This window comes from Apibacter sp. B2966, assembly GCF_011082485.1.
Classification (GTDB): Bacteria; Bacteroidota; Bacteroidia; order Flavobacteriales; family Weeksellaceae; genus Apibacter.
In genome coordinates, this window is the sequence record NZ_CP049714.1 from 729,855 (window position 1) to 751,124 (window position 21,270).

A 21,270-nucleotide genomic window follows, 5' to 3' on the forward strand; every position below is an offset into this window, starting at 1 on the left:
ATTTTTTAATCATCTTTTTCACCAGTTGAAGTTTTAATTAAACCTAATCCGATTTTTTTATTTGCATCATCAACCGTTTTATAATTATCTGAATCTGTTAATAGTTCTTCAGACTTAATAACATAATTTTTTGGTTTAAAGAAACCTCTAAATTTTTTATATACATGTTTTTTTCTTTTTACACTATAATGGCTATAAAATACATTACCACTACAATCGTAAAATGATACTTTTATCATATTATTTTGATTTCCTCCTAATACAGCATATATTTTAGAGCCTGGCAATTTTCCATAAACAAAAGTAACATGCCCTGTACTTTCTATATTGCCATTTTTATCACAATCTGAAAAAGTAGCGATTGCACCAAAGAAAGCTTCACATCTTTCTACAGTCTTGTGATTAATAAATGATGAGGAGGCTGCTGAATGTGGTGTTTGAAATGGTGGTGTGGTGTTTTCTAGACACCAACAGGCAAAAGATGAACACCAAGCGTCTTTTACACCATTGTAGTTAGCTCCCTTTCTATGATATAATGATACTCTTTCTTCAATTAATGATTGTTTCTTTCCTCCATAAACTTTTGCTTCATTAACGACTGTATCCATCCACGGGGCTCTTTCTTTTATACTAAATTCTAGTTCTTTATCTCCTTTGCAAAGTTTATCAAACTCAAAAACCTCATTTTTGAGTATTTTAAATGCTTTTTCCCGAATGTTCCATCCTATAGGATTTGTTTCAAGTTTTTGTCCTTTTGGATATCCATTAAGTAACTTAGCTTGAAGCCAATAATATTTTTCATCTTCTTCCACTAAATGAGATACTTCATTTAAAGGTTTACCTAATGCTTTTGAAAAATGCTTTGCACGGAATTTTATATATTCTTTTTGGGATAATGAAGACCAATTAGGTACAGTTTTTCAGCTTTCTTTATTAGTCCAAAACCACCCGGCAATATCTATAGCATAGTGAATTTGAGTACAAATTAAATCCGGTTGTTCTACTATTTTTTTATTTTCTACAAATTCCGCATATTTTTCATAAGGTCCTGGTTCATTATATAATCCGGTATCATCTTGTTTTCCTGTTAACTGATGGAAACCTCTTCCTTTATATTTAGATTTGCTGGAATTATATTTGCACTATATATAAACTTTCACCTTCCAAGGCTCCTTTCAAATCTAAGCCCGATTCTTCGCGAAATTATGGAAAAAAATGTGCTTTTCGAGCACAAGTGTCTATGTTAAAGTTGTCTTTATTTTAAATTTTATTTAAAAAGGGATTATCGTTTTAATCGATCTGATTTAAATTCATAATCTAATGGTTGTGGTGAATCGGGTATAGTCTGATCATCTAAAAATAAATCTTTTTCATTTTTAGCTATTTCATACCATTCTTTAAATTTGGGTAAACCGTAATAATTGTTCTTTTTAAATTCCTTATCATATGTGCCATCATCCATATAATGCCAAAAATGCCCCATAAACATTTGATTATAATCATAAAGTTCATCGTATTTATATTGTTCTCCCCAATACAATAAATGAGCTGCTATTTTTGCTTTTTGCGCATCACTTAATTCTTCGTTAGCATTTAGGTATTCTATATTTGTAAGATACTCAGCTACATACATGATATATAAATTTTCATCCGGTGTAGACATTTCTTTTAGAATATCTAAGGTATTTTGATGAACTCGTATTTCTCCATTACAATCTTTAGTCCATAATAATTTCCCCAATTCTTCTAAGTCATTTTTTTTTGCATAAGTATAAAAGCGTGGAAGATGGGTATTTTCAATCACCCATTGTAATAGTTTTTTATCTTCCGTATATCCAAAGTCTGTTACCAAACTGCGCATAAAAAACTTATCATGCGTAACCAACCATGGAAACTGGCTTTTATCGTCAGTAAATAAGTATTTGTTTCGTGAGATTAATTCTTGTGGTAATTTTATTTTATACGAATTATCGGGATTAATTTGGATTAAATTTTTTAGATACGGTATAATTGTCACAAAATGATAATCTTTGCTAAAAAAATAGTTTCCTATTTCTATAAAAGATCCAAACTTAAGTCGTTCAGCTGTTAGTATTTCATTATCCAATTTATATGATAATCCATATAATATATAATTATAATTATTATCGTTTAAATAATACCAGTTATAAGCACATTTATCACTATATTTCCTTTCATAATTAAATATTTTTTGCATCTTTAATTTGAAATCATGATCAGTTATATCTTTAAAACCATTGTTCAGTAATCCTATATGTATAACTTTTAAGGCTAATTCTAAGTCTTTTTCGGTATATTCATACGGATCATCAAACTCTAATTCAGCTGTTTCTAGTCTTTTTTGTAATTCTATATGCTTTTTAATTTCTTCTATATTCAACATAGTATCCGATTTTTTTAAAGTAAGGGTATCAATAGATTGAATTTCTTTTTTGTTTTTTTGTACTGTTTCGTTTTTTGGTGTTTCCTGACAAGAAATAGTTAAAATATTTCCCAGTAGAAATAATATATTTATTATCTGTTTTTTCATAAGTTATAATTAATTTGTTTTTCCTGTTGATGGTTCTGCTATAATTCCGAATTTTATATTTAATGCATCTGCACTTTCATATATATCATTATCCGTTAATTTGTCTTGATCTTTTATCTCATAGTCTTTAGGAACATAAAATCCATATAATTTTTTTATTTTACTTTTGCTTGTATATTCTCCATAAGCATCAAAACGTATTGTATCATCTTGATTTCCACCTAATAAAATATATCTTCCATCTTTCGTTTTGCCCATTAAAAATCCCGTATGCCCATTAGAGCCATTGGAATGTTTGTATACAACCAAACAACCATAAATAGGTTCAGATATTTGCTTATAATTATTTTTTGTTGCATCTTTTGTAGGAGCTAAAGAGGCTGCTGATTTTGCATGGTTATATGGCATATTTGTCTTAGGATTTATAGTCTGTCCTATTACCCAATTCATAAAAGCAGCACACCAAGGACCATTTTCCCCATCTGTGGGTTTAGTTTCAAGTCCACAGTATTGTAAATACTTTTTAGCATTTGAGTACATGGGCTCTTTACCTTCTTTACAACCTTTCATTTCTTTAGCTATACTTTCTGCAAGTTCCATCCACGGCGCTCTGCCTTTGGTGTTTATAAACTCCAACTCTTTCTCCCCTCTACAAACAGCCTTGTCGTACTTAAACCATGTTTTTAACTTTCTAAGTCCTTCTTTGCGCTTTTCCCAACCATGCGGATCGGGTTTATCTTTATGATCGGGCGAATATCCGTTAAGTATTTTAGATTGCAACCAAAAATAATTTTCCTCTTCTCCACTTTCTTCCATAACCAAAGCCAATCGGTTTAAACTTTGATCTAATCCTTTACTAAAACGCACCCTTTTCCATGCTTTGATTTGTTTTATTTCAGCTGAATCATCTTTTTTATCTCCCCATGTTGAAACCCTTTTAAAAACCTCCCATTCCCAACCGGCACTGTCTATGGCATAATGTAGATCTTTGGATATCAAATCAGGATCGCTGATAAATATTCCTTCCTCTTCTTTTTCCAGATATCCATTGTCTGCTAAATATTTTCCATACTTTTCATAAGGTCCGGGAACACTATAAGCGGTTCCATCCTTATTTAAATTACCGGTAAGTTGAATCAATCCTCTCCCTTTATAAAAGGAAGTACTGGATTTATATTTACTAGGTTTTTCTTGCGATAATTTAAAAAATCCCGTCTCTGCATTTACTTGAGCCAAAAAAGTAATTTTTTGTATGCAAGTATTAATACCATACCTGCGAAACATTTGATTTAATTCCCTAGTCAAACTTTTTACGCTGTTGTCATTAATCAATCCGTCGGTCCACAGTTTCGTATTCCCGTTCATATGGATCAGCAATTGTTCCATTTCTTCTTCGGTAAAATCTCGATGACAATAACAATTACGTTTTTTCATCAAGTTCTTCCCCCTGGCCACGGTAACCAAAGAAACAGAAGATAAATCTTCAAGATTTCCCAGATCAGAAACATAGAGCGGATTAAAAAAATGAAAAAAACCAGATTCCACCTTTTTTAATTGTTCCGCGGTAGGAGTTTGCCCTTCCTCCAAAGTGGGCATGGCTATGCCCACCTGCGAATACTCCTCATTAAAAACCTTTTCATACGAATCCCTGTTTACCGTTTTCAGCTGAGATTCCAATTCCACCCAAACCGTTGCATCGTTCGTATCCTTTTCCTCCTTAAAAACGGCGATATAGAACACCTGAGGGCTCGGAAAGTTCGAGTCCCTCTCCGGGGTAAAATCCAGCGACAGTAAGCCGTCGGTCCCCACCACCTCTGCCTCATACCTTTTTGCCTGTGTTGCCACCATAAAGGACTTTTGCTTTTCGTTATAAGAATCCGCCCAATCATCCGCCCCCAATTTTTTATACACAACCACCGTCAGTTTTTCCTTAGCCATACCCACGGTATGTACCCAAACCGTATGTTTTATGCCGTACTCAGTAGTCTTTATCTGAACATCATCCGCTGCCTCATTAGAAAAACACAAAGAAGTAATGCGCGCAGGAGCAGGGACTTTCAAATATTCTCTGCGATCCAATACCAAATATAACGTTTTCCCGTCTATATGCACCGTTTCCACTTCTTGACCGTCTGCCCGGTGGATCAAGGATATGCGAGAAAGATCCAACGGTTGTTTTGAGGTAAATTCCACCGTAAAAAAAAGTTTGGTCTGTACTTTAGGGTCGGGATTGATGGTTTGTATCTTTTCTTTACTTTCCCGGTCCACAATAAAGGAAAGTTGACAACTTCCTTTTTTATCCAAGACGGCATCCAGTTCTTTTATCAAACATTCTTGTCGGCGGAAGGTTTCCAATGGTTCAAAGTTGGGATGTTCTGCCCAAATCGTTACTTTAATTCCAACGCTCTCCAGCCCTTTCAAACTAAGGTAGAAATAATTTTCTTCCTCCCAGCCCGTCTCGGTCCTTCTGGTTCCGTTTTTGTAACACCACAAGGCTCTTTCCAGAAAAACCTCTTCCGCTTGTACGGTTTTTTCTACTGAACGATCACTTACTTCCTCTCCCTTCAGTTGGGCCGAAAAAGTAACTTTATCTTTCCTGTCCATTCGTAAAACCGCTTGTTGACGGTCGGAGGACAGACTCCATTTCAACTCGACAGAATGCGGTTCGGTCCATTGTGGCATTTCTCCCGCTTGCAGAGGCATCAAGGGTTGGATCTTATAGACAGCTTCAGCTCCCACGGGTAGTTTTTCAGGACCGCTGATGCTTTCCAAACGGTTCTTGCCCACTTCAATCCATGCCGTATCCGGACCTTTTCCCAAAACAGCTGCCGAGTCTTTATCTTCCCCGAAGGCTCGGAATTTATAAATCCCGTAAAGGTCGGTTACAGGCTGCCCTTGTTTTTTGAATTCTTCGACAAGCGCTGCAACACTGATCTTTAACTCTTCTTTAAGTCCTAACCGTATGGCTTTTCCCCCGTCTTTTTGAACAATCCAAAAAACCCGATTCCCTAATCCGATCATTCCTTCGTAATTATACTTGATTTTCGAGACTTTCAGATGAAAAATGCCGTCTTTTCGTATCTTGTCGCTTCCCAGGTTTACTATATTTTCTGCCGATCGGTTTTTTATTTTTACGGTCAACATGCGCCGATTAAGCAACATTCCCATCGGAACATAATTATGGTCTTCCAACTCTATAACATAAGAGCCGCTGTTGCGAAAAGAAGCCATCAGACTTCCCGAGAGAATCTGCGCTCCCAAAGGACTGTTTTTATGATCGGCAGAAAATCCCGGAGCATTCGTATATAAGATCGTCCCGTTCAAATCTTTGATGCGCCATCGCATGCCTTGCAATATAAAGAACTTGGTTTTTAGCGAATCGGGAAAGGTATAGCGAGGGGTAAAATAGGTGGGAGTATTTTTGGGAAGTTCCACGATTTTCTCTTTGGAAACCTGCTTTGCGTTGACAACGATTTCCTCGAGTTTGTTTGCTTTGCGATGGATGATTATTTTGGTAGAATCTCCTATGGGAACCTTTCCGTAACCGAAGATGGTGGTCTTGCCTTCAGGTAACTCTTCCAGGTTTACTTGGTGTGTGCTTCCGTATTCCAGATAAGTTTTTATTCGGTCTTTTTGAGTATCTCCTTTGTAGTAGGCCCAATTGACCAGACTGGCATCGTCTTTTTCCCTTACCGTGGCCTGAAGGGTGATTGTTTTAACCGCTCCGCCTATTTCAAAGCACACTTCTCGGTGGGAGGGGATTGTTTGCTTGGGAACGCTTGAAGAAACCAAATCTATTTTGCTTACCGAAGGAATGGTATTTCCTAATGAAGCCGCAATCTTCGGACTTATCATAAAAATATCATACGATTCCCTGAGGTGTTTTTTAAAAATTTTAGCCGAGAGTTTGACCCTTTGGCCGTGGTTTTTAATGGTGATTTTCCCCTTATACTTACACTCCCCGTAGGAAGCTTCCGTCAGTGGTTTTTGTTTGCCGAATTCGGCGTTTTGATAATAATCTTTCCATGAAATTTGAGGGGTGCAGGCCGGCTGGGGACTGCTTCGGTTACACAATCCAAAATTCATGTGGTCTTGGTCATCTTCCAGCCAGGTGGCTATTTTCTTTTGGTTGGCCAGGTACTTGTCATCGTCCTTATGCTTTACTTTTAAAATACACTCGGGAATGCTTCCTCGGTTGCAGCTTACGCAAGCTCCTTCTACTACTAAGGCTAAATGATCGGGTTTTTTATCGGGCATGGAGTTAGTTTTTTTAAGGTTGAGTTAGTGGGAGTAAAGCAATTAAAATTCCCTTTACTTTTTTATTTTTTAAGCTTTACAAGCGGAAAAATTCCATAAGAATTAGATTCCGATTTACACTAAATAAACTATACACGAAACAACGAGACGTTATATTCATACGTTAGGCTTTGTGAAAATTATTCGGCTAAGATAAAGATTTTTTTATCAGAATTTATAACTTTTACGGTTATTTTTACTTTAACTTGTTGATCATCAAAAAGATGCTGTTGGGTTGTCTGAACAAAATTATGGGTTGGTTCGGGTCTTATTTTGAAAATAAGTATGGGATATCTTGTTGTAGTTTATGAATTTACAGTGTTGGGGTGTTGTTTTTGTTATGGGTAACCGCCTTAAAAATTACTCATTGAATCTGTATGGATATTTTTTTCTAAAAAAAACTTTATATTATTCAATCCTTGTAAAATCTTTTAATTACACTCCTACTATTTAGCAAAAAATCGAAAAAATTACGGATCGCAATACAAATAATAAGGCATATACCCGAAAAAGCCGTAAATTCGAAAATCGAATTCAAAATAAATTAATAGATATCCGCAGTATGCTTGATAATAAGAACCCATATAAAACTTCAATTTCAGAATATGGTGAATTTGGACTGATCGAACATCTTACTCAAAATTTCAAACCTAAACATCCCTCTACTCTACAAGGAGTTGGAGACGATGCCGCCGTGTTGGATCCAAAAGATAAAAAGGTGTTAGTTTCTACCGATATGCTATTGGAAAATATTCATTTCAATTTGGCTTATACCCCTTTAAAACATCTAGGTTATAAGTCAGTAGTTATCGGACTCAGCGATTTGGTTGCCATGAACGCCGTTCCGGAACAAATACTGATTTCCATAGCCGTATCCAATCGTTTTCCGGTAGAAGCATTGGAAGAAATATACACCGGAATTCACCTGGCGTGTAAACACTATTCTATAGATTTAGTCGGAGGAGATACCACTTCATCCAACCTGGGATTGGTAATAAATATTTCTACCGTGGGATATGCTCATAAAGACGAGATTGTCTACCGAAAAGGAGCAAAACCCAATGATCTTTTGGTTGTCAGCGGTGATTTAGGCGGTGCTTACTTCGGATTACAAGTATTGGAACGTGAAAATTCTGTTTTTAAAGTTAACCCAAACCTTCAACCGGATTTATCGGGGTATAATTATATTTTGGAAAGGCAATTAAAACCTGAAGCACGTACGGAAATTAAAGCGTTACTTAAAGAAATGGACGTACATCCTACGTCTATGATCGATATTTCCGACGGGTTGGCCTCTGAAATCATTCATCTTTCCCAACAAAGTAACGTTGGCTTCTCCATTTATGAAGAAAAAATCCCGATGGACAGCCAGGTAATTACTACAGCGGAAGAATTCGGTATCAATCCCGTAACAGGGGTACTAAACGGGGGAGAAGATTATGAAATTTTATTTACCATCCCTATTGAAGATCATGATAAGATCAAACATAATCCTAACTTCACCATTATCGGTCATGCTACCGAAACGGTTGAAAATGTTTTGATAACTAAAGGAAATACACAGCGCATTCCGTTGAATGCTCAAGGCTGGGATGCTCATTTTTCCAAGAAAAACTAAGAGTATAAAACGATAATTTGTACGCAAAAATTTGCAGCAATAGTAAAACAAGTAGTATATTTGCAAACTTAACTAATAACGGGACGGGATCCCAAAATAAAAAATTATGGCAGTAAAAATTAGATTACAAAGACACGGTAAAAAAGGAAAACCGGTTTTTCACATTGTTGTAGCAGATTCTAGAGCTAAAAGAGATGGTAAAAACATCGAAAAATTAGGAATTTACGTTCCTACGACCAACCCTGCAACCATTGAATTAAATGTTGACAGAGCAGTGAGCTGGTTAGAAAAAGGAGCTCAACCATCAGATACAGCAAAATCTATCCTTTCTTACAAAGGTGCTTTATTAAAAAAGCATTTGAACGGAGGGGTTAAAAAAGGAGCTTTTTCGGCTGAAGAAGCAGAGAAAAAATTCCAAGCTTGGTTGGAAGACAAAGAAAAAGCCATTCAAGCGAAAAAAGACAAATTGGCTTCTTCTAAGCAACAAGCGAAAAAAGAAAAGCTTGAAGCTGAAAGAAAAGTAAATGAAAGCCGTATCGCTGCTCAACAAAAAGCAGAAGAAGCAGAAGCTAACGATGCAGAAGAAGTAGTAGAAGCAATCATCGCAGAAGATGAAGCAGCTACTGATGCTCAGGCTGAAACTAATGAAGAACCTAAAGCCTAATTAGATTCATGCAATTAGAAGATTGTTACTACCTAGGCACAATCACTAAAACTCATGGTCTGAAAGGTCATCTGATTGTTAAACTAGACACAGATGAACCGGAGGCTTACAATAATTTGGAATCGGTATTTATTAATATCAATGAAATGCCGGTTCCTTTTTTTCTAAATGAATGTCAACTCTATAATAAAGATTCATTACGTGTAAAATTTGAAGATACTTCTATCAATTCACAAGACTTAATAGGAACGCAGCTGTACCTTCCTTTAAATACATTACCTAAATTAAAAGGAAAACAATTTTATTATCATGAAGTTATACACTTTTCTTTAGTAGACGAAAACCTACAAAAGATTGGAGAAATTACTGAAATAAACGATAACAGCGCACAAGCTCTTTTTATTATAAAACTATCTAAAAATGATAAATTTATTTACATTCCTATTATTAATGATTGGATTATTGAAGTAAACAGAAATGATCATTACATTTCAATGACTTTACCTGAAGGAATTTTGGATTTATAATTCATTGGAAATTTATTTTTGAAAATACCATTTCTAAGTAGTTTCAAAAATGAGAATTTAATTTGATTTATTTAAAAGTTAGTATATTTAGTCACTAATACTCATAAAATGGAATATTTAGATTTTGAATTGCCTATAAAAGAATTAGAAGACCAGCTTAAAAAATGGATCGAGCTTGGTAAAGAAAGCGGAGTAGATATCAATTCTACTTGCAAAGAAATCGAAAAGAAAATCGAACAAACCAAACATCAAATATACGATAACCTTACCCCTTGGCAAACCGTACAATTATCCAGACATCCCTCTCGTCCTTATTCGTTAGACTATTGCAGTGCCATCACTGATAATACGTTTATTGAATTACACGGAGACCGCAACTATGGCGATGACAAAGCCATGATCGGGGGATTGGGAAGAATTGACGGTAAAACTTTTATGATTATCGGTCAACAAAAAGGTAAAAATACCAAAGAAAGACAATACCGTCGTTTTGGTATGCCCAATCCAGACGGCTACCGAAAAGCGTTACGTTTGATGAGGGTTGCTGAAAAATTTAACATTCCTATTCTAACCTTAATAGATACTCCGGGAGCCTATCCGGGACTTGATGCCGAAGAAAGAGGACAAGGAGAAGCCATCGCGTATAATATCGCTCAGATGTGCCAAATTAAAGTTCCGATTATTTGTGTAGTTATTGGTGAAGGTGCCAGTGGCGGTGCGTTGGGAATCGGTGTAGGAAATAAGGTTTACATGATGGAAAATACTTGGTATTCCGTAATTTCCCCGGAAAGTTGTTCCTCAATTTTATTCAGAAGCTGGGAATACAAAGAAGTTGCTGCCGAAAATCTTCGTTTAACTCCTAAAAATTCTTTGGAATTAGGCATTATTGACGGAATTATTAAGGAGCCGCTTGGCGGCGCTCATTACAACCCGGAAGGAGCCTTTATGTCTCTAAAAAATCAAGTTTTAGAGGCCTATAATGAGCTTTCTAAAATGTCTCCTGATGAGTTGGTGGAACACAGACAAAATAAATTTATAAATATGGGTGTATATAGCGAATAGTTATCTACATACATTTTCCATATTAAAAATAATACAAGCCCCTCTTTTTAAAGGGGCTTTTTTCTTTTTTATTCTTTCATTTCAATACTTTCAATTGAAGTGGAAAAGTCCTATTCAATATCTTTATACCTCTCTAATATAATAAAAGGGCTGTTAAATTTTTGAACTTATATTTATATAATTCTTATTAAAATTCTATATTTAAGCATGGAATTAGACCAATCAATATTAATCATTCGTGGTTATATAAAAAATAAACATTCTTCGGATAAAAGTGGACATGATTATTGGCATATCGAGCGAGTAGTAACCAACGCCCAAAATATTCTCCTTCACGAAAAGGCTGATCGTTCTAAAGTTTTACTGGCAGCCTGGCTTCACGATGTCGGAGATTATAAACTCCATAATGGAACGGACCGTACTGAAGAACTCGTATTTCCATTACTGTCTTCTTTATCATATCCGAAAAGTTTCGTTGAAGATATCATTAAAATTATTAACGAAGTTTCGTATAAGGGCGGACATAATCCCCCTCCTACTTCACTTGAAGCAAAAATTGTTCAAGATGCCGATCGATTGGATGCAATAGGTGCTGTAGGAATAGCCCGAGCATTTGCTTATGGTGGTACCAAAGGTCGAGAATTGTTTGATCCGAACGAAAAACCGATCGAATATACGGAAAGTGCTTCTTATCAAAAAAGTACCTCATGTACGATCAATCATTTTTATGAAAAGCTATTGAAGCTGAAAGACTTGATGAATACCGATATTGCTAAAGAAATGGCTGAAGAAAGGCATTTATTTATGCTGAAATTTTTGGGAGAATTTTATAAAGAAATCGGATATCCTAGATAACAAAACCGAATTAAAAATAAACTCTATACTGAAAAACCACCGGGCACGAAGATCGTTACTTTGCCATATAATCGGCGAATAGAATAAATATTTAGTTTATGTTTAGTTTAAATTAGTTTAAACAATCAGGACTGCCACAGTGGTTAATTCAGTATATATATTTTTAGACTCTAAGATCGGAATTTATTCCTAGTAGATGTTCATATTTTAGTAAAATAGGATTTACTTCCTGATCTAAAAACTCTTCTGTTTGTTCCGGAGCAAATCCGATGAAATTGGATGGATTAATCAATTTCATCAATTTTTCTTTGTCTATATTTATTTTTTCATCTTTGATAATTCGTTCGATTAAATCATTAGGCTTTCCTTCCATTTTTACTTTTTTGGCTGCTTCCATAGAATGTTGACGAATGATTTCATGAAGTTCCTGTCGGTCTCCTCCGTTTTTAACTCCTTCCATAATGATGTATTCGGTTGCCATAAAGGGCAGTTCTTCATTAATATGCTTTTCAATCATTTTAGGATATACGACCAATCCGTCCAAGATATTATTCCAGATTAATAAGATGGCATCTATGGCTAAAAATGCTTGAGGTATGCTCAATCTTTTATTTGCGGAATCGTCTAATGTTCTTTCAAACCATTGAGTGGACGCAACCATTGCAGGAGATGTTGCTAAAGAGATTACAAATTTAGCTAATGAAGCAATTCTTTCAGATCGCATCGGATTACGCTTATAAGCCATGGCGCTGGAACCTATCTGATTCTTTTCAAACGGTTCTTCTATTTCTTTTAAGCTTTGCAACAAGCGCAAATCATTCGTAAACTTATGTGCAGATTGTGCAATATTGGAAAGTACTTCTAGTGCCTGAGCATCTATCTTTCGGTCATAAGTTTGTCCACTTACTTTAAAAACTTTTTTAAAGCCGAAACGTTCTGATAATTTCCGGTCCAATTCCTTGACTTTTGAAAAGTCCCCGTCAAACAATTCTTTAAAACTGGCAGCCGTTCCGGTAGTACCTTTAACTCCTCTGAAACGCAACGTTTCCAAACGATATTCTAAATCTTCCAAATCTAATAAAACCGATTGCAGCCAAAGAGTAGCTCGTTTACCAATCGTTGTTAATTGTGCCGGTTGAAAATGAGTAAACCCTAAGGTAGGATGGTCTTTATACTTAAGTGCAAACGAATGCAATCCTTTAATAACATTAATCAATTTTTTCTTCACCAGTTCGAAACCGTCACGTATTTGGATAAGATCCGTATTATCCCCTACAAAGGCAGAAGTTGCCCCTAAATGAATAATGGGACGTGCTGCCGGTGCTGCATCTCCATATGCATGTACATGGGCCATAACATCATGACGAAATTTTTTTTCATATTCGTCTGCTTTCTTAAAATCTATTTTCGATACTTGCTCTCTAAGCTCTTTTATTTGCTCATCCGAAATATCTAAACCAAGCTCTTTTTGTATTTCTGCCAGGGCTAACCATAATTTTCTCCAAGTAGTAAATTTTTTTTCAGGAGAAAAATTGTACAACATTTCATCACTGCAATAGCGGCTTTCCAACGGATTTTGATACGTATTCATTTTATCTTCTTGGTTAAATGGATTAAATCAGCTCAAAAATAAGGATTTAATTAAGATGCTCCTTTAAAAATTTTAAATTATGAAAGTTTACTAACTCACTTTGCTTTTTGTAATTATTAAAAATATCTTTTTTTGGAAAGATTCTATTGTTAAAAAATGAAAAGGTGAATTACTTAAAATTCACCTTTTCCAGCTAAGTGAATTAGTATTTAAATGATACTAATTTTACTTAACAATAAACAGCTAAAACAAATATGAGTGTAAATTTACTCCTGATTCATGCCGAAAAAAGTTAAGGTAATTTTAGTTCCTTTATTTTCTTCGGATTCTATGGTATATTCTATATGGTTTTTTTCTAAAATACGAAGGGCAATGGAAAGCCCTATCCCCGATCCAGATACTTTTTCAGCATTTGGGGCTCGATAAAACGGACGACTTATTTGGCTTAATTGCATTTTGGGAATTCCAATCCCATGATCTTGTATCAAAAGATGTAATTTTCCTTCACGTTCATACAGTTGAATACGTACTAATTTTCTTTGTGAGAATTTAACCGCATTTTCAATTAAATTGAACAAGGCTATAAATAATTGTGTTTTATCTATATTAATGTAAAGCAACTCTATATTTTCCGAAGTAACATCTAAAGTATAATCTATGATCTCACTGCAGTCGGAATATTTATCTGAAACCCGTTTAATAATTTCAAATATGAGTTCGTCAATACGTATTTGTTCTGATATGTCTGTATTTTTTCGCAAATCGGAAACAATGAGCAAAATATCTAATATTTCTTGAAGCCGTTCTATTTCCTCCATCAATGTTTGGGCTAGGGCTTGATATTCTTCAGGTGAACGGTTTTTCATGGAAAATACCTCCAAATTTCCTTGAATCGCTGCCAAAGGTGTCTTGAACTCATGTGAAACATAGCTCACAAAATTTTGTTGTATTTTAATTGAATCGGAAATTTTTTTTAGCAATTCATTAAAGGTTTCAGTTAGATCGTACAATTCGTCTTTAACTGTATTTCGGCTCGTCTTCAATTCCATGGAATCGCCCGGAGTCATTTGTTTTACTTGGTTAATGGCTTCTCTTATGGGACGATAGGCTATATGGGCTATCCAACGGTTTAGCAATATGGTAGCCAATAACCCGACAATAAAGGCGGATACTAATATTCCTATAAGGGGATTGATGTATTGATACACATCCTGTTTATTTTCCTTAGCAATGATTACGAAATTGCCTTCGTTGTCATTATAATACATTCCATAACATAAAAAGTTATCGGTGGTAAAGGACAATTTTTTTTGATAGCGTATTTCATTAATTACCGATTCGGGAACATCTTGTATATTTCCATATTTTAATTGATTCAGATCGTCGTAAATTTCAAAGTAGGGATTGTTTATTTTTTCGTATTGCTTTTTTATTTTTTGAAATTCTTTTGCACTTATTTCATCTTCTTCAAAAAAGTAATAGCCGATAATTTGAGCGGTCTTTTGTAAATTTCTGTAAACGGAGTTTTCAATGCTCCTTTTGTAGAAGCTGAATATCAGAATCGCTACGGCTATAAAGACAATTCCCCAAAAACCGGAGCTTAGTAAACTTAATCTTGTCTGTATTTTCATTATTCAGCTAATAAAGATTTAATACGATATCCCCTTCCTTTTATGGTTTCTATGATTTTTGTTTCAAACTCGCCATCAATTTTATTTCGTAAGTAAGAAATATATACTTCTACTATATTGGTGTTTATATCATGGTTAATTCCCCAAACACTAGTTAGAATTTGGGTTCTTGAAACAACTTTATTTTTATTTTCCATTAAGAATTTTAATAATTTAAATTCAAGATGGGTTAGAACTATTTCTATATCTCCTCTTAGAATTTTATGCTCATCCAAATACATTTTTAAATCTCCGCAAACCAATACATTGGAAGAAGAATCATAATTCATTTTCCTTCTTCTGTCCAATGCATGAATTCGTGCTACGAGTTCTTTAAAATGAAAAGGCTTGGTCAGATAATCATCGGCACCGTAACTAAGGGCTTTTACTTTATCATCGGGATCTCCTAAAGCACTGATTACTAAAACAGGAGTGGTTATTTTTTTATAGCGGATATACTGCAACAACTCCATTCCGTCAATATCAGGCAGCATAATATCCAATAAGATCATATTCCAATTGGTATCATTTAAACGACTTCTTGCATCCACACCGTTCTCAACCAAAGTGACTGAAAAACCGCTTTCTTCTAATCCTTTGATCATGAACTCACTGATTTTTTTATTATCTTCTACCAATAACAACTCCATATTTTACTTTTTGCTTTATAAAGTTACTATTTTATGATTTAATTTTTCTTTTCTTGCGGTAAGCAAAATAAAAAACTTGCGGTAAAATAGTAAATGATAAAAGCATACAGGTGATTATACCCCCAACTATCATAATTGCCAAAGGCTTTTGAACTTCAGAACCCATTCCATTGGACATAGCGGCCGGTAATAATCCCATCGATCCCATAAGGGCTATCATCAGCACCGGACGTATCCTGCTTTTAACTGCACTATCTATGGCTAATCTTAAATTTCCGGTTGAATTCATCTTTTTCTTCATCAAAGCAATCAACAAAATGCTGTCAATAGCGGTAATTCCAAAGAGTATAATAAATCCTATTCCTGCAGAAATTCCAAAAGTGGTACCGGTTATCCACAGGGAAATAAAACCACCGATAAAGGCATAAGGCATGGCGCTTGCTGCAATTAAAGTGTCTTTGATGGTCCTAAAATTCATATAGAGTAAAAATAAGATCAATAATAAGGCACAAGGAACAATAATCATCAATCGTTGTGTTGCTCTTTGTTGGCTTTCAAATTCTCCTGCCCAAACCATGCGGTTTCCTCGACCTAGTTTGACCTCTTTATTTACTTTTTCTTGGGCTTCTTTGATAGTAGACCCTAAATCACGGTCGCGAACACTAAACCCAACTCCGATGTACCTGCTGCTTCCATCTCGATAGATAAACGTCGGGCCGGTTACAAATTTGATATCGGCAATTTCTTTTAACGGAACATGTTTTCCATCCATGGTAGGTATTAAAATTTCCCCGATCTTATCTTCATTATCTCTGTATTCTTTTTGAAATCGTACTCTGACATCAAATATTTTTTCGCCTTCATAAAACTGGGTGGCAGCTTTACCTCCTATTGCCATTTCCACTACTGCCTGAGCATCTGCCATGGACACCGCATAACGGGCCATACGATCTTCGGATAAACGGATTTGTAATTCAGGTAAACCGATGCTTCGGAACACATTCACATCTTCTACTCCTTTCACTTTTTGTATGATAGAAGCTGCATGATCTGCCATTTGTTCCAACTTTTGTAAGTCATCTCCGTATATTTTAATTACTAAGGAACTTTTTACTCCTGCTACATATTCTTCTACATTATCTTGTATGGGTTGGCTAAAGCCGAAAACTGTTCCGGGATAAATATCTAAAGAATCTTTCATTTCTCGGATAAGCTCTTCTTTTTTAACTTTTTTCTTCCATTGATTTTCCGGCTTCAACTGGGCATGGAATTCTATGTTAAAAAACCCGGTTGGATCTGTTCCGTCATTCGGACGTCCGGTCTGTGACAATACAAATTGTACTTCATCAAAACTCCTCAACTTCTTTTTCATTTGTTGAGTGATTTTTACTGATTCGTCCAAATTAATGCTGTTAGGTAAGGTAGCACGTATATAAATTGCTCCTTCGTTCATACTGGGTATAAATTCCGTACCCCAAAAACTAAATCTTACGATGCAAAGCACTAACAGTATACAAAAGGTTATAATACTTCCTTTACGATGTCGGGATGCAAATAGATATATTTTATATAAATGGGAGGAAAAGAATCTGCTGATTGCATTTGATTTTTCTTTAACCGGTTTGGTAAGTAAAATTTTACACATAACAGGCACATAGGTAAGAGATAAAATTAATGATCCCATTAAAGCATATCCTAAAGTAAATGCCAACGGTGAAAACATTTTACCTTCCACTTTTTGAAATGAAAAGATAGGAAATAAGGCAACGACCAAAATAATCTGAGCAAAAAATATGTGGGAAGCAACTCCTCCGGCACTTTTTTTAATTAATCCCCCTTTAGACGATTTTATAAATCGTTCTCCTCCCAACTCTTCCGTTCTCTTTACCATCGAGACAAATATGATTTCAACAATAACCAATGTTCCCTCAAGCAACAATCCAAAGTCTAGCGCTCCCATTGAAATAAGGTTCGCCGGAAGTCCTTGTATTCGAAGCATAATAATGGCAAATAAGAAAGAAAGCGGGATAACCGTAGCCACAATCAAGGTGGTTCTCCAGTTAAACAGGAAAATAAATACTACAATGGAAACCAACACAATACCCTCGATCAGGTTTTTCATTACGGTATGAACAGTAGCATCTACTAAGGTTGTTCGATCTAAAAAAGGTACGATTTTTACGTTTTCCGGTAATATACGATCATTTAAATCGGCTATTTTAACCTTTAAATTTTTAATCACGTCTCCCGGATTTTGTCCTCTCAACATTACCACAATTCCCTGAACGACATCATCTCTATCATCCAACCCTACTTGTCCCAAACGTGGTTTTGAAGAAACAGAAACGTTGGCAACTTGTTTTACTCGTATAGGTGTGCTACCTTTTACTTCAATAAGTATATTTTCAATGTCTTTGATATTGTCCAGTAAGCCAACTCCGCGTACTACATAGGCTTGACTTCCTTTTTGTATGACATCTCCGCCTACATTTATATTACTTTTTGAAATAGCTTCATAAACCTCTAAAGGTGAAAGTCCGTAATTAGCTAATTCTGTAGGATTTACTTTTATTTCATAGCATTTTTCTTCTCCACCGAAACTTACAATACTGGCTACTCCGGGAACCGATAAGAGCTCACGCTCTACTACCCATTCGTTAAGAGCAGATATTTCGCGAACAGGAAGGTCACTTTTAATAGTATAACGGTATATTTCACCGGTAGCACCGGAAGGCGGTTCTATCGATGGATCGGCTCCTTCCGGAAGATCCATATCCTGCATACGATTTGAAGCATATTGCTGAGCAAAGAAATCATCTACTCCATCTTCAAAAATTACGGTTACCACCGAAAGACCAAAAAGAGAAGTAGAACGAACTTCCGTTTTTCTGGGAATGGTATTCATTTCCTTCATTATAGGAAGTGTAACAAATTTTTCAATTTCTTCTGCACTTCTTCCCGGCCATTGGGTTATAATTCGTACTCTTGTGTTGGTTACGTCGGGATAGGCCTCAATAGGTGTGTTTAGATAACATACAATTCCGCCGATAAATAAGAGTACGCTAAGAAATAGTATTAGTATGTGATTCCTTAATGAAAAGGCAATACATTTTTCAACAAACTTATGCATGTTTTGTTATTTGTTTTTTAAAGCTGAATAAATTAGTAATTGATGGTTAACCACAACATTTTCTCCTTCGGAAAGACCGGAAAGGATATATGCGGTTTCTTCGTTGTGACCTTGAAGTTGAACTTCTTTTACTTTGAAATTTTCTTTGGATTCTTCAACGATTACATAGTATTTATCGTCATCGAAAATGAGTGCGTTTACCGGAATTGACACATGGGTATTTTCTGTATTGTTTTTTAGTTTGATGGTCATGGACATTTCGGGCTTAAATTTCAAATCTGCATTTTCCATAACTATTCTTGCTTTCAAAACTCTTTCTTCAGAATCAAAAACTTGAGAGATGGATTGTATGGTTCCGTGAAATATTTCACCCGGATAGGATAAAGAACTCATTTCTACGGGCATTCCTACTTTTACAAATTGTAAATTACTCGCGTATACATTGGCTATCACCCATACTTTACTTAGGTCTGCAACCGTAAATATAGACTCAGCATCCGGAGATATGGTACTGCCTGATGTTATATTTTTGTTTATAATATACCCGGTCATAGGAGAAACGATGGAAGAGCTGCCGCTTCCGTTGGATCCTACCACAGACATATCCGTATGTACCCTTGCTAAAGAGGCCTCAGCTTGTTTTACTTTAGCTCTTGCTTCAACCAATTCGCTTTCGGATAGCATGTTGTCTTTATACATGGATTCCGCACTTTTTAGTTCTCTTCTAGCGACTTCCAATTCAGATTGTAACCCGGATTTTTCGGAATGTAAAGAATTTACTTCTAAACTTCGAACATTTGCCAATACTTGTCCTTGTTTTACTTGGTCTCCTAATGAAAAATAGGTTTTTGTTACCACCCCATTAATTAATGGAACATAATTAACGATCTTATCCGGATCATATTCTACTTTACCTGTAAGTGTTAACTCCTCTTCTTGTGGCTTTAATTCCGCTTTTATGGTTTTTACATGTTTAAAAAACGACCGGTTTATTGCTGCTTCTTCCTGAGTTTTTGATTGGTTATCTTTTACATGGGTGCAAGATAGGGCAAGTGCCAGAACGGAAAGTATGTATATATTTTTTTTCATGGGATTTATCTTATTTCTTTTCCAACAGTATATTGTAACTCTTCAAATTGTGTATAAAGATTTTTTTGGGTATTTAATAGGGTCTCTTTATTGGTTTTATAGGCATCCATGAAATCTATAAATTCCAACATGCTAATGTTTCTTTTCATCAGGTTTCTGGTATAAGCATCTAACATATAGTCCAAATCTTCGGAAATATTTTCTTTTTGTATATCTTTAAACAGGTGGTAGGTGTCTGAATAGTTAGTATAAGCTTCAGTAATTTCATGCTGTGCGGTAGTTACTACTTGTTTTGCTTGATATTTGCTTTGCTCTTTGTTAACTTGGGCTAACTTTATATTTCCTTGATTTCTATTGAAAAAGGGCAAATCAAAGCTTACGCCGAACCCTATAAAATCTTTCCATGGGGCACTTATACGATCATAATTGACAGCAAAGGTTAAATCAGGAACTTTTTGTGCTTTTTCATATAATAAATCTTTATCAAAATAATCAATTTGAAGGTTAGCAATTTTGATATCAGGTCTGCTTTCAGATGCTTCTTCTAAAATTTTTGGTAATAAGATATCATCCGGATTTTTTACTTCATTGTCTCCCTCGAGTATTTCAACCGTATTCAGGGGAGGAATATTCAATAAAGATTTTATAATTTTCTGTTGTTCGTTATAATTATTTTTAACCTCATAAATTTCTCCACTAAGCTCTAGTTGTGAGGATTGCAAACGAATTAAATCTTTTTTTGCTATATTTCCTTCGGCAACCTGATTTTTGTAGGCCGTAATCAGCTTTGAAAGCGCTTCTTGCTGGTGATTTAATATTTTTTGATAGGATTGTAAATAGATGAGCTCTTGCAGCGATTTTCGTACTTCTAGTTTTAAGCCCCGTAATGTCTCCTCAAATTCTTGAACAGCGATTTCTTTCGATACCTTTTCTCTATTTATTAGTTTACCTCTTTTTCTGGCTGTTTTAACCATTTGGCTAAGTTCCATCGTAAACTCCGTATTTTTAGCAAACTTTCCAAAGAGTGCCGGAATTTGCTCTTGTTCTCGCTGAGATTTCGTACTCCATAAATTAACATCACCTAACGAAAAGTTAGGATTGTCCCATAGTTTTGCTTGTACAACAGCAGCTTCGGCAGCATCTATATTCATTTTTTCTGCCAACAGCTGTAAATTTTGTTTGAGAAACAAACCTTCTGCTTGTTCCTTTGTTAATTGAATTACTTCTGCTTTTTGTGCAAAAACCAGACTTGTAAGGAAGGTACAAACCAGTAAAAAAACGTATTTACGCATTATATAAGCATTATTTTTTGTCTTAAGACAAATTTATTTACCAAATATTAGATTGAAATTTGACCTGCGTTATTTTTATATTAAAGGGACATTAGAATTATATTAGAAAAACTATTGAATTTTTAAATAGTAAATTTTAAATTCAGATTAGATGTTTACTTAGCTATACGTACAGCAAACCTATTACTATACTAGGATGTGAATATTAGTTTTAGCATAAAAATAATTTATGCCAACTATCAACTATTTTAAAAAATTATATAATTATTAAAATT

14 protein-coding genes are annotated in these 21,270 nt (G+C 35.0%); 5 read left to right on the top strand and 9 right to left on the bottom strand.

Annotation, left to right across the window (positions count from 1 at the left end):
* Nucleotides 1–5 precede the first annotated feature (5 nt).
* The 3 genes from G8C43_RS03135 to G8C43_RS03145 all read right to left on the bottom strand — a co-directional run bounded on the left by G8C43_RS03135 (nucleotide 6) and on the right by G8C43_RS03145 (nucleotide 6,808).
* Nucleotides 6–812, bottom strand: a complete 807-nt coding sequence (locus tag G8C43_RS03135) for a hypothetical protein (RefSeq protein WP_166004113.1) — start codon at nucleotides 810–812, stop codon at nucleotides 6–8.
* 470 nt (nucleotides 813–1,282) lie between these two features.
* Nucleotides 1,283–2,551: a hypothetical protein gene (locus G8C43_RS03140; protein WP_166004115.1), complete on the bottom strand. Its 1,269-nt coding sequence runs from the start codon at nucleotides 2,549–2,551 to the stop codon at nucleotides 1,283–1,285.
* A gap of 9 nt (nucleotides 2,552–2,560) precedes the next feature.
* A complete protein-coding gene (locus tag G8C43_RS03145) occupies nucleotides 2,561–6,808 on the bottom strand; it encodes a PAAR-like protein (RefSeq protein WP_166004117.1) in 4,248 nt (1,415 codons plus the stop codon).
* A 601-nt stretch (nucleotides 6,809–7,409) separates the two neighbouring features.
* Between G8C43_RS03145 and thiL the strand changes: the two genes are divergently transcribed.
* The 5 genes from thiL (at nucleotide 7,410) to G8C43_RS03170 (ending at nucleotide 11,573) form a co-directional block, all read left to right on the top strand.
* The gene (gene thiL / locus G8C43_RS03150; protein ID WP_166004119.1) at nucleotides 7,410–8,465 is read left to right on the top strand and encodes a thiamine-phosphate kinase; all 1,056 of its coding nucleotides are present in this window, start codon (nucleotides 7,410–7,412) and stop codon (nucleotides 8,463–8,465) included.
* Between the two features lie 106 nt (nucleotides 8,466–8,571).
* Nucleotides 8,572–9,129: a 30S ribosomal protein S16 gene (locus G8C43_RS03155; protein ID WP_105297868.1), complete on the top strand. Its 558-nt coding sequence runs from the start codon at nucleotides 8,572–8,574 to the stop codon at nucleotides 9,127–9,129.
* A gap of 8 nt (nucleotides 9,130–9,137) precedes the next feature.
* Nucleotides 9,138–9,656 carry a ribosome maturation factor RimM gene (gene rimM, locus G8C43_RS03160; protein ID WP_160543366.1) on the top strand — a complete coding sequence of 173 codons (519 nt, stop codon included), beginning with the start codon at nucleotides 9,138–9,140 and terminating at the stop codon, nucleotides 9,654–9,656.
* A 108-nt stretch (nucleotides 9,657–9,764) separates the two neighbouring features.
* Nucleotides 9,765–10,718 (top strand): acetyl-CoA carboxylase carboxyltransferase subunit alpha, encoded by a 954-nt coding sequence (locus G8C43_RS03165; protein ID WP_105297870.1) that lies wholly within the window; start codon nucleotides 9,765–9,767, stop codon nucleotides 10,716–10,718.
* 207 nt (nucleotides 10,719–10,925) lie between these two features.
* Nucleotides 10,926–11,573: an HD domain-containing protein gene (locus tag G8C43_RS03170; RefSeq protein WP_166004121.1), complete on the top strand. Its 648-nt coding sequence runs from the start codon at nucleotides 10,926–10,928 to the stop codon at nucleotides 11,571–11,573.
* Between the two features lie 163 nt (nucleotides 11,574–11,736).
* On the opposite strand, the gene purB is transcribed toward G8C43_RS03170, so the two are convergent.
* The 6 genes from purB to G8C43_RS03200 all read right to left on the bottom strand — a co-directional run bounded on the left by purB (nucleotide 11,737) and on the right by G8C43_RS03200 (nucleotide 20,995).
* Nucleotides 11,737–13,164, bottom strand: a complete 1,428-nt coding sequence (gene purB / locus G8C43_RS03175; RefSeq protein ID WP_160543364.1) for an adenylosuccinate lyase — start codon at nucleotides 13,162–13,164, stop codon at nucleotides 11,737–11,739.
* 266 nt (nucleotides 13,165–13,430) lie between these two features.
* A complete protein-coding gene (locus G8C43_RS03180) occupies nucleotides 13,431–14,795 on the bottom strand; it encodes a sensor histidine kinase (RefSeq protein WP_166004123.1) in 1,365 nt (454 codons plus the stop codon).
* Entirely contained in the window at nucleotides 14,795–15,484 is a 690-nt protein-coding gene (locus G8C43_RS03185) for a response regulator transcription factor (RefSeq protein WP_160543362.1), read from the bottom strand. The genes G8C43_RS03180 and G8C43_RS03185 overlap by 1 nt, the downstream gene beginning before the upstream one ends.
* 31 nt (nucleotides 15,485–15,515) lie before the next feature.
* On the bottom strand, nucleotides 15,516–18,614 hold the full coding sequence (locus G8C43_RS03190) for an efflux RND transporter permease subunit (protein WP_160566635.1): 3,099 nt from the start codon (nucleotides 18,612–18,614) through the stop codon (nucleotides 15,516–15,518).
* A gap of 6 nt (nucleotides 18,615–18,620) precedes the next feature.
* Entirely contained in the window at nucleotides 18,621–19,703 is a 1,083-nt protein-coding gene (locus G8C43_RS03195; RefSeq protein ID WP_166004125.1) for an efflux RND transporter periplasmic adaptor subunit, read from the bottom strand.
* 5 nt (nucleotides 19,704–19,708) lie between these two features.
* Nucleotides 19,709–20,995: a TolC family protein gene (locus tag G8C43_RS03200; protein ID WP_166004127.1), complete on the bottom strand. Its 1,287-nt coding sequence runs from the start codon at nucleotides 20,993–20,995 to the stop codon at nucleotides 19,709–19,711.
* Nucleotides 20,996–21,270: the final 275 nt, after the last annotated feature.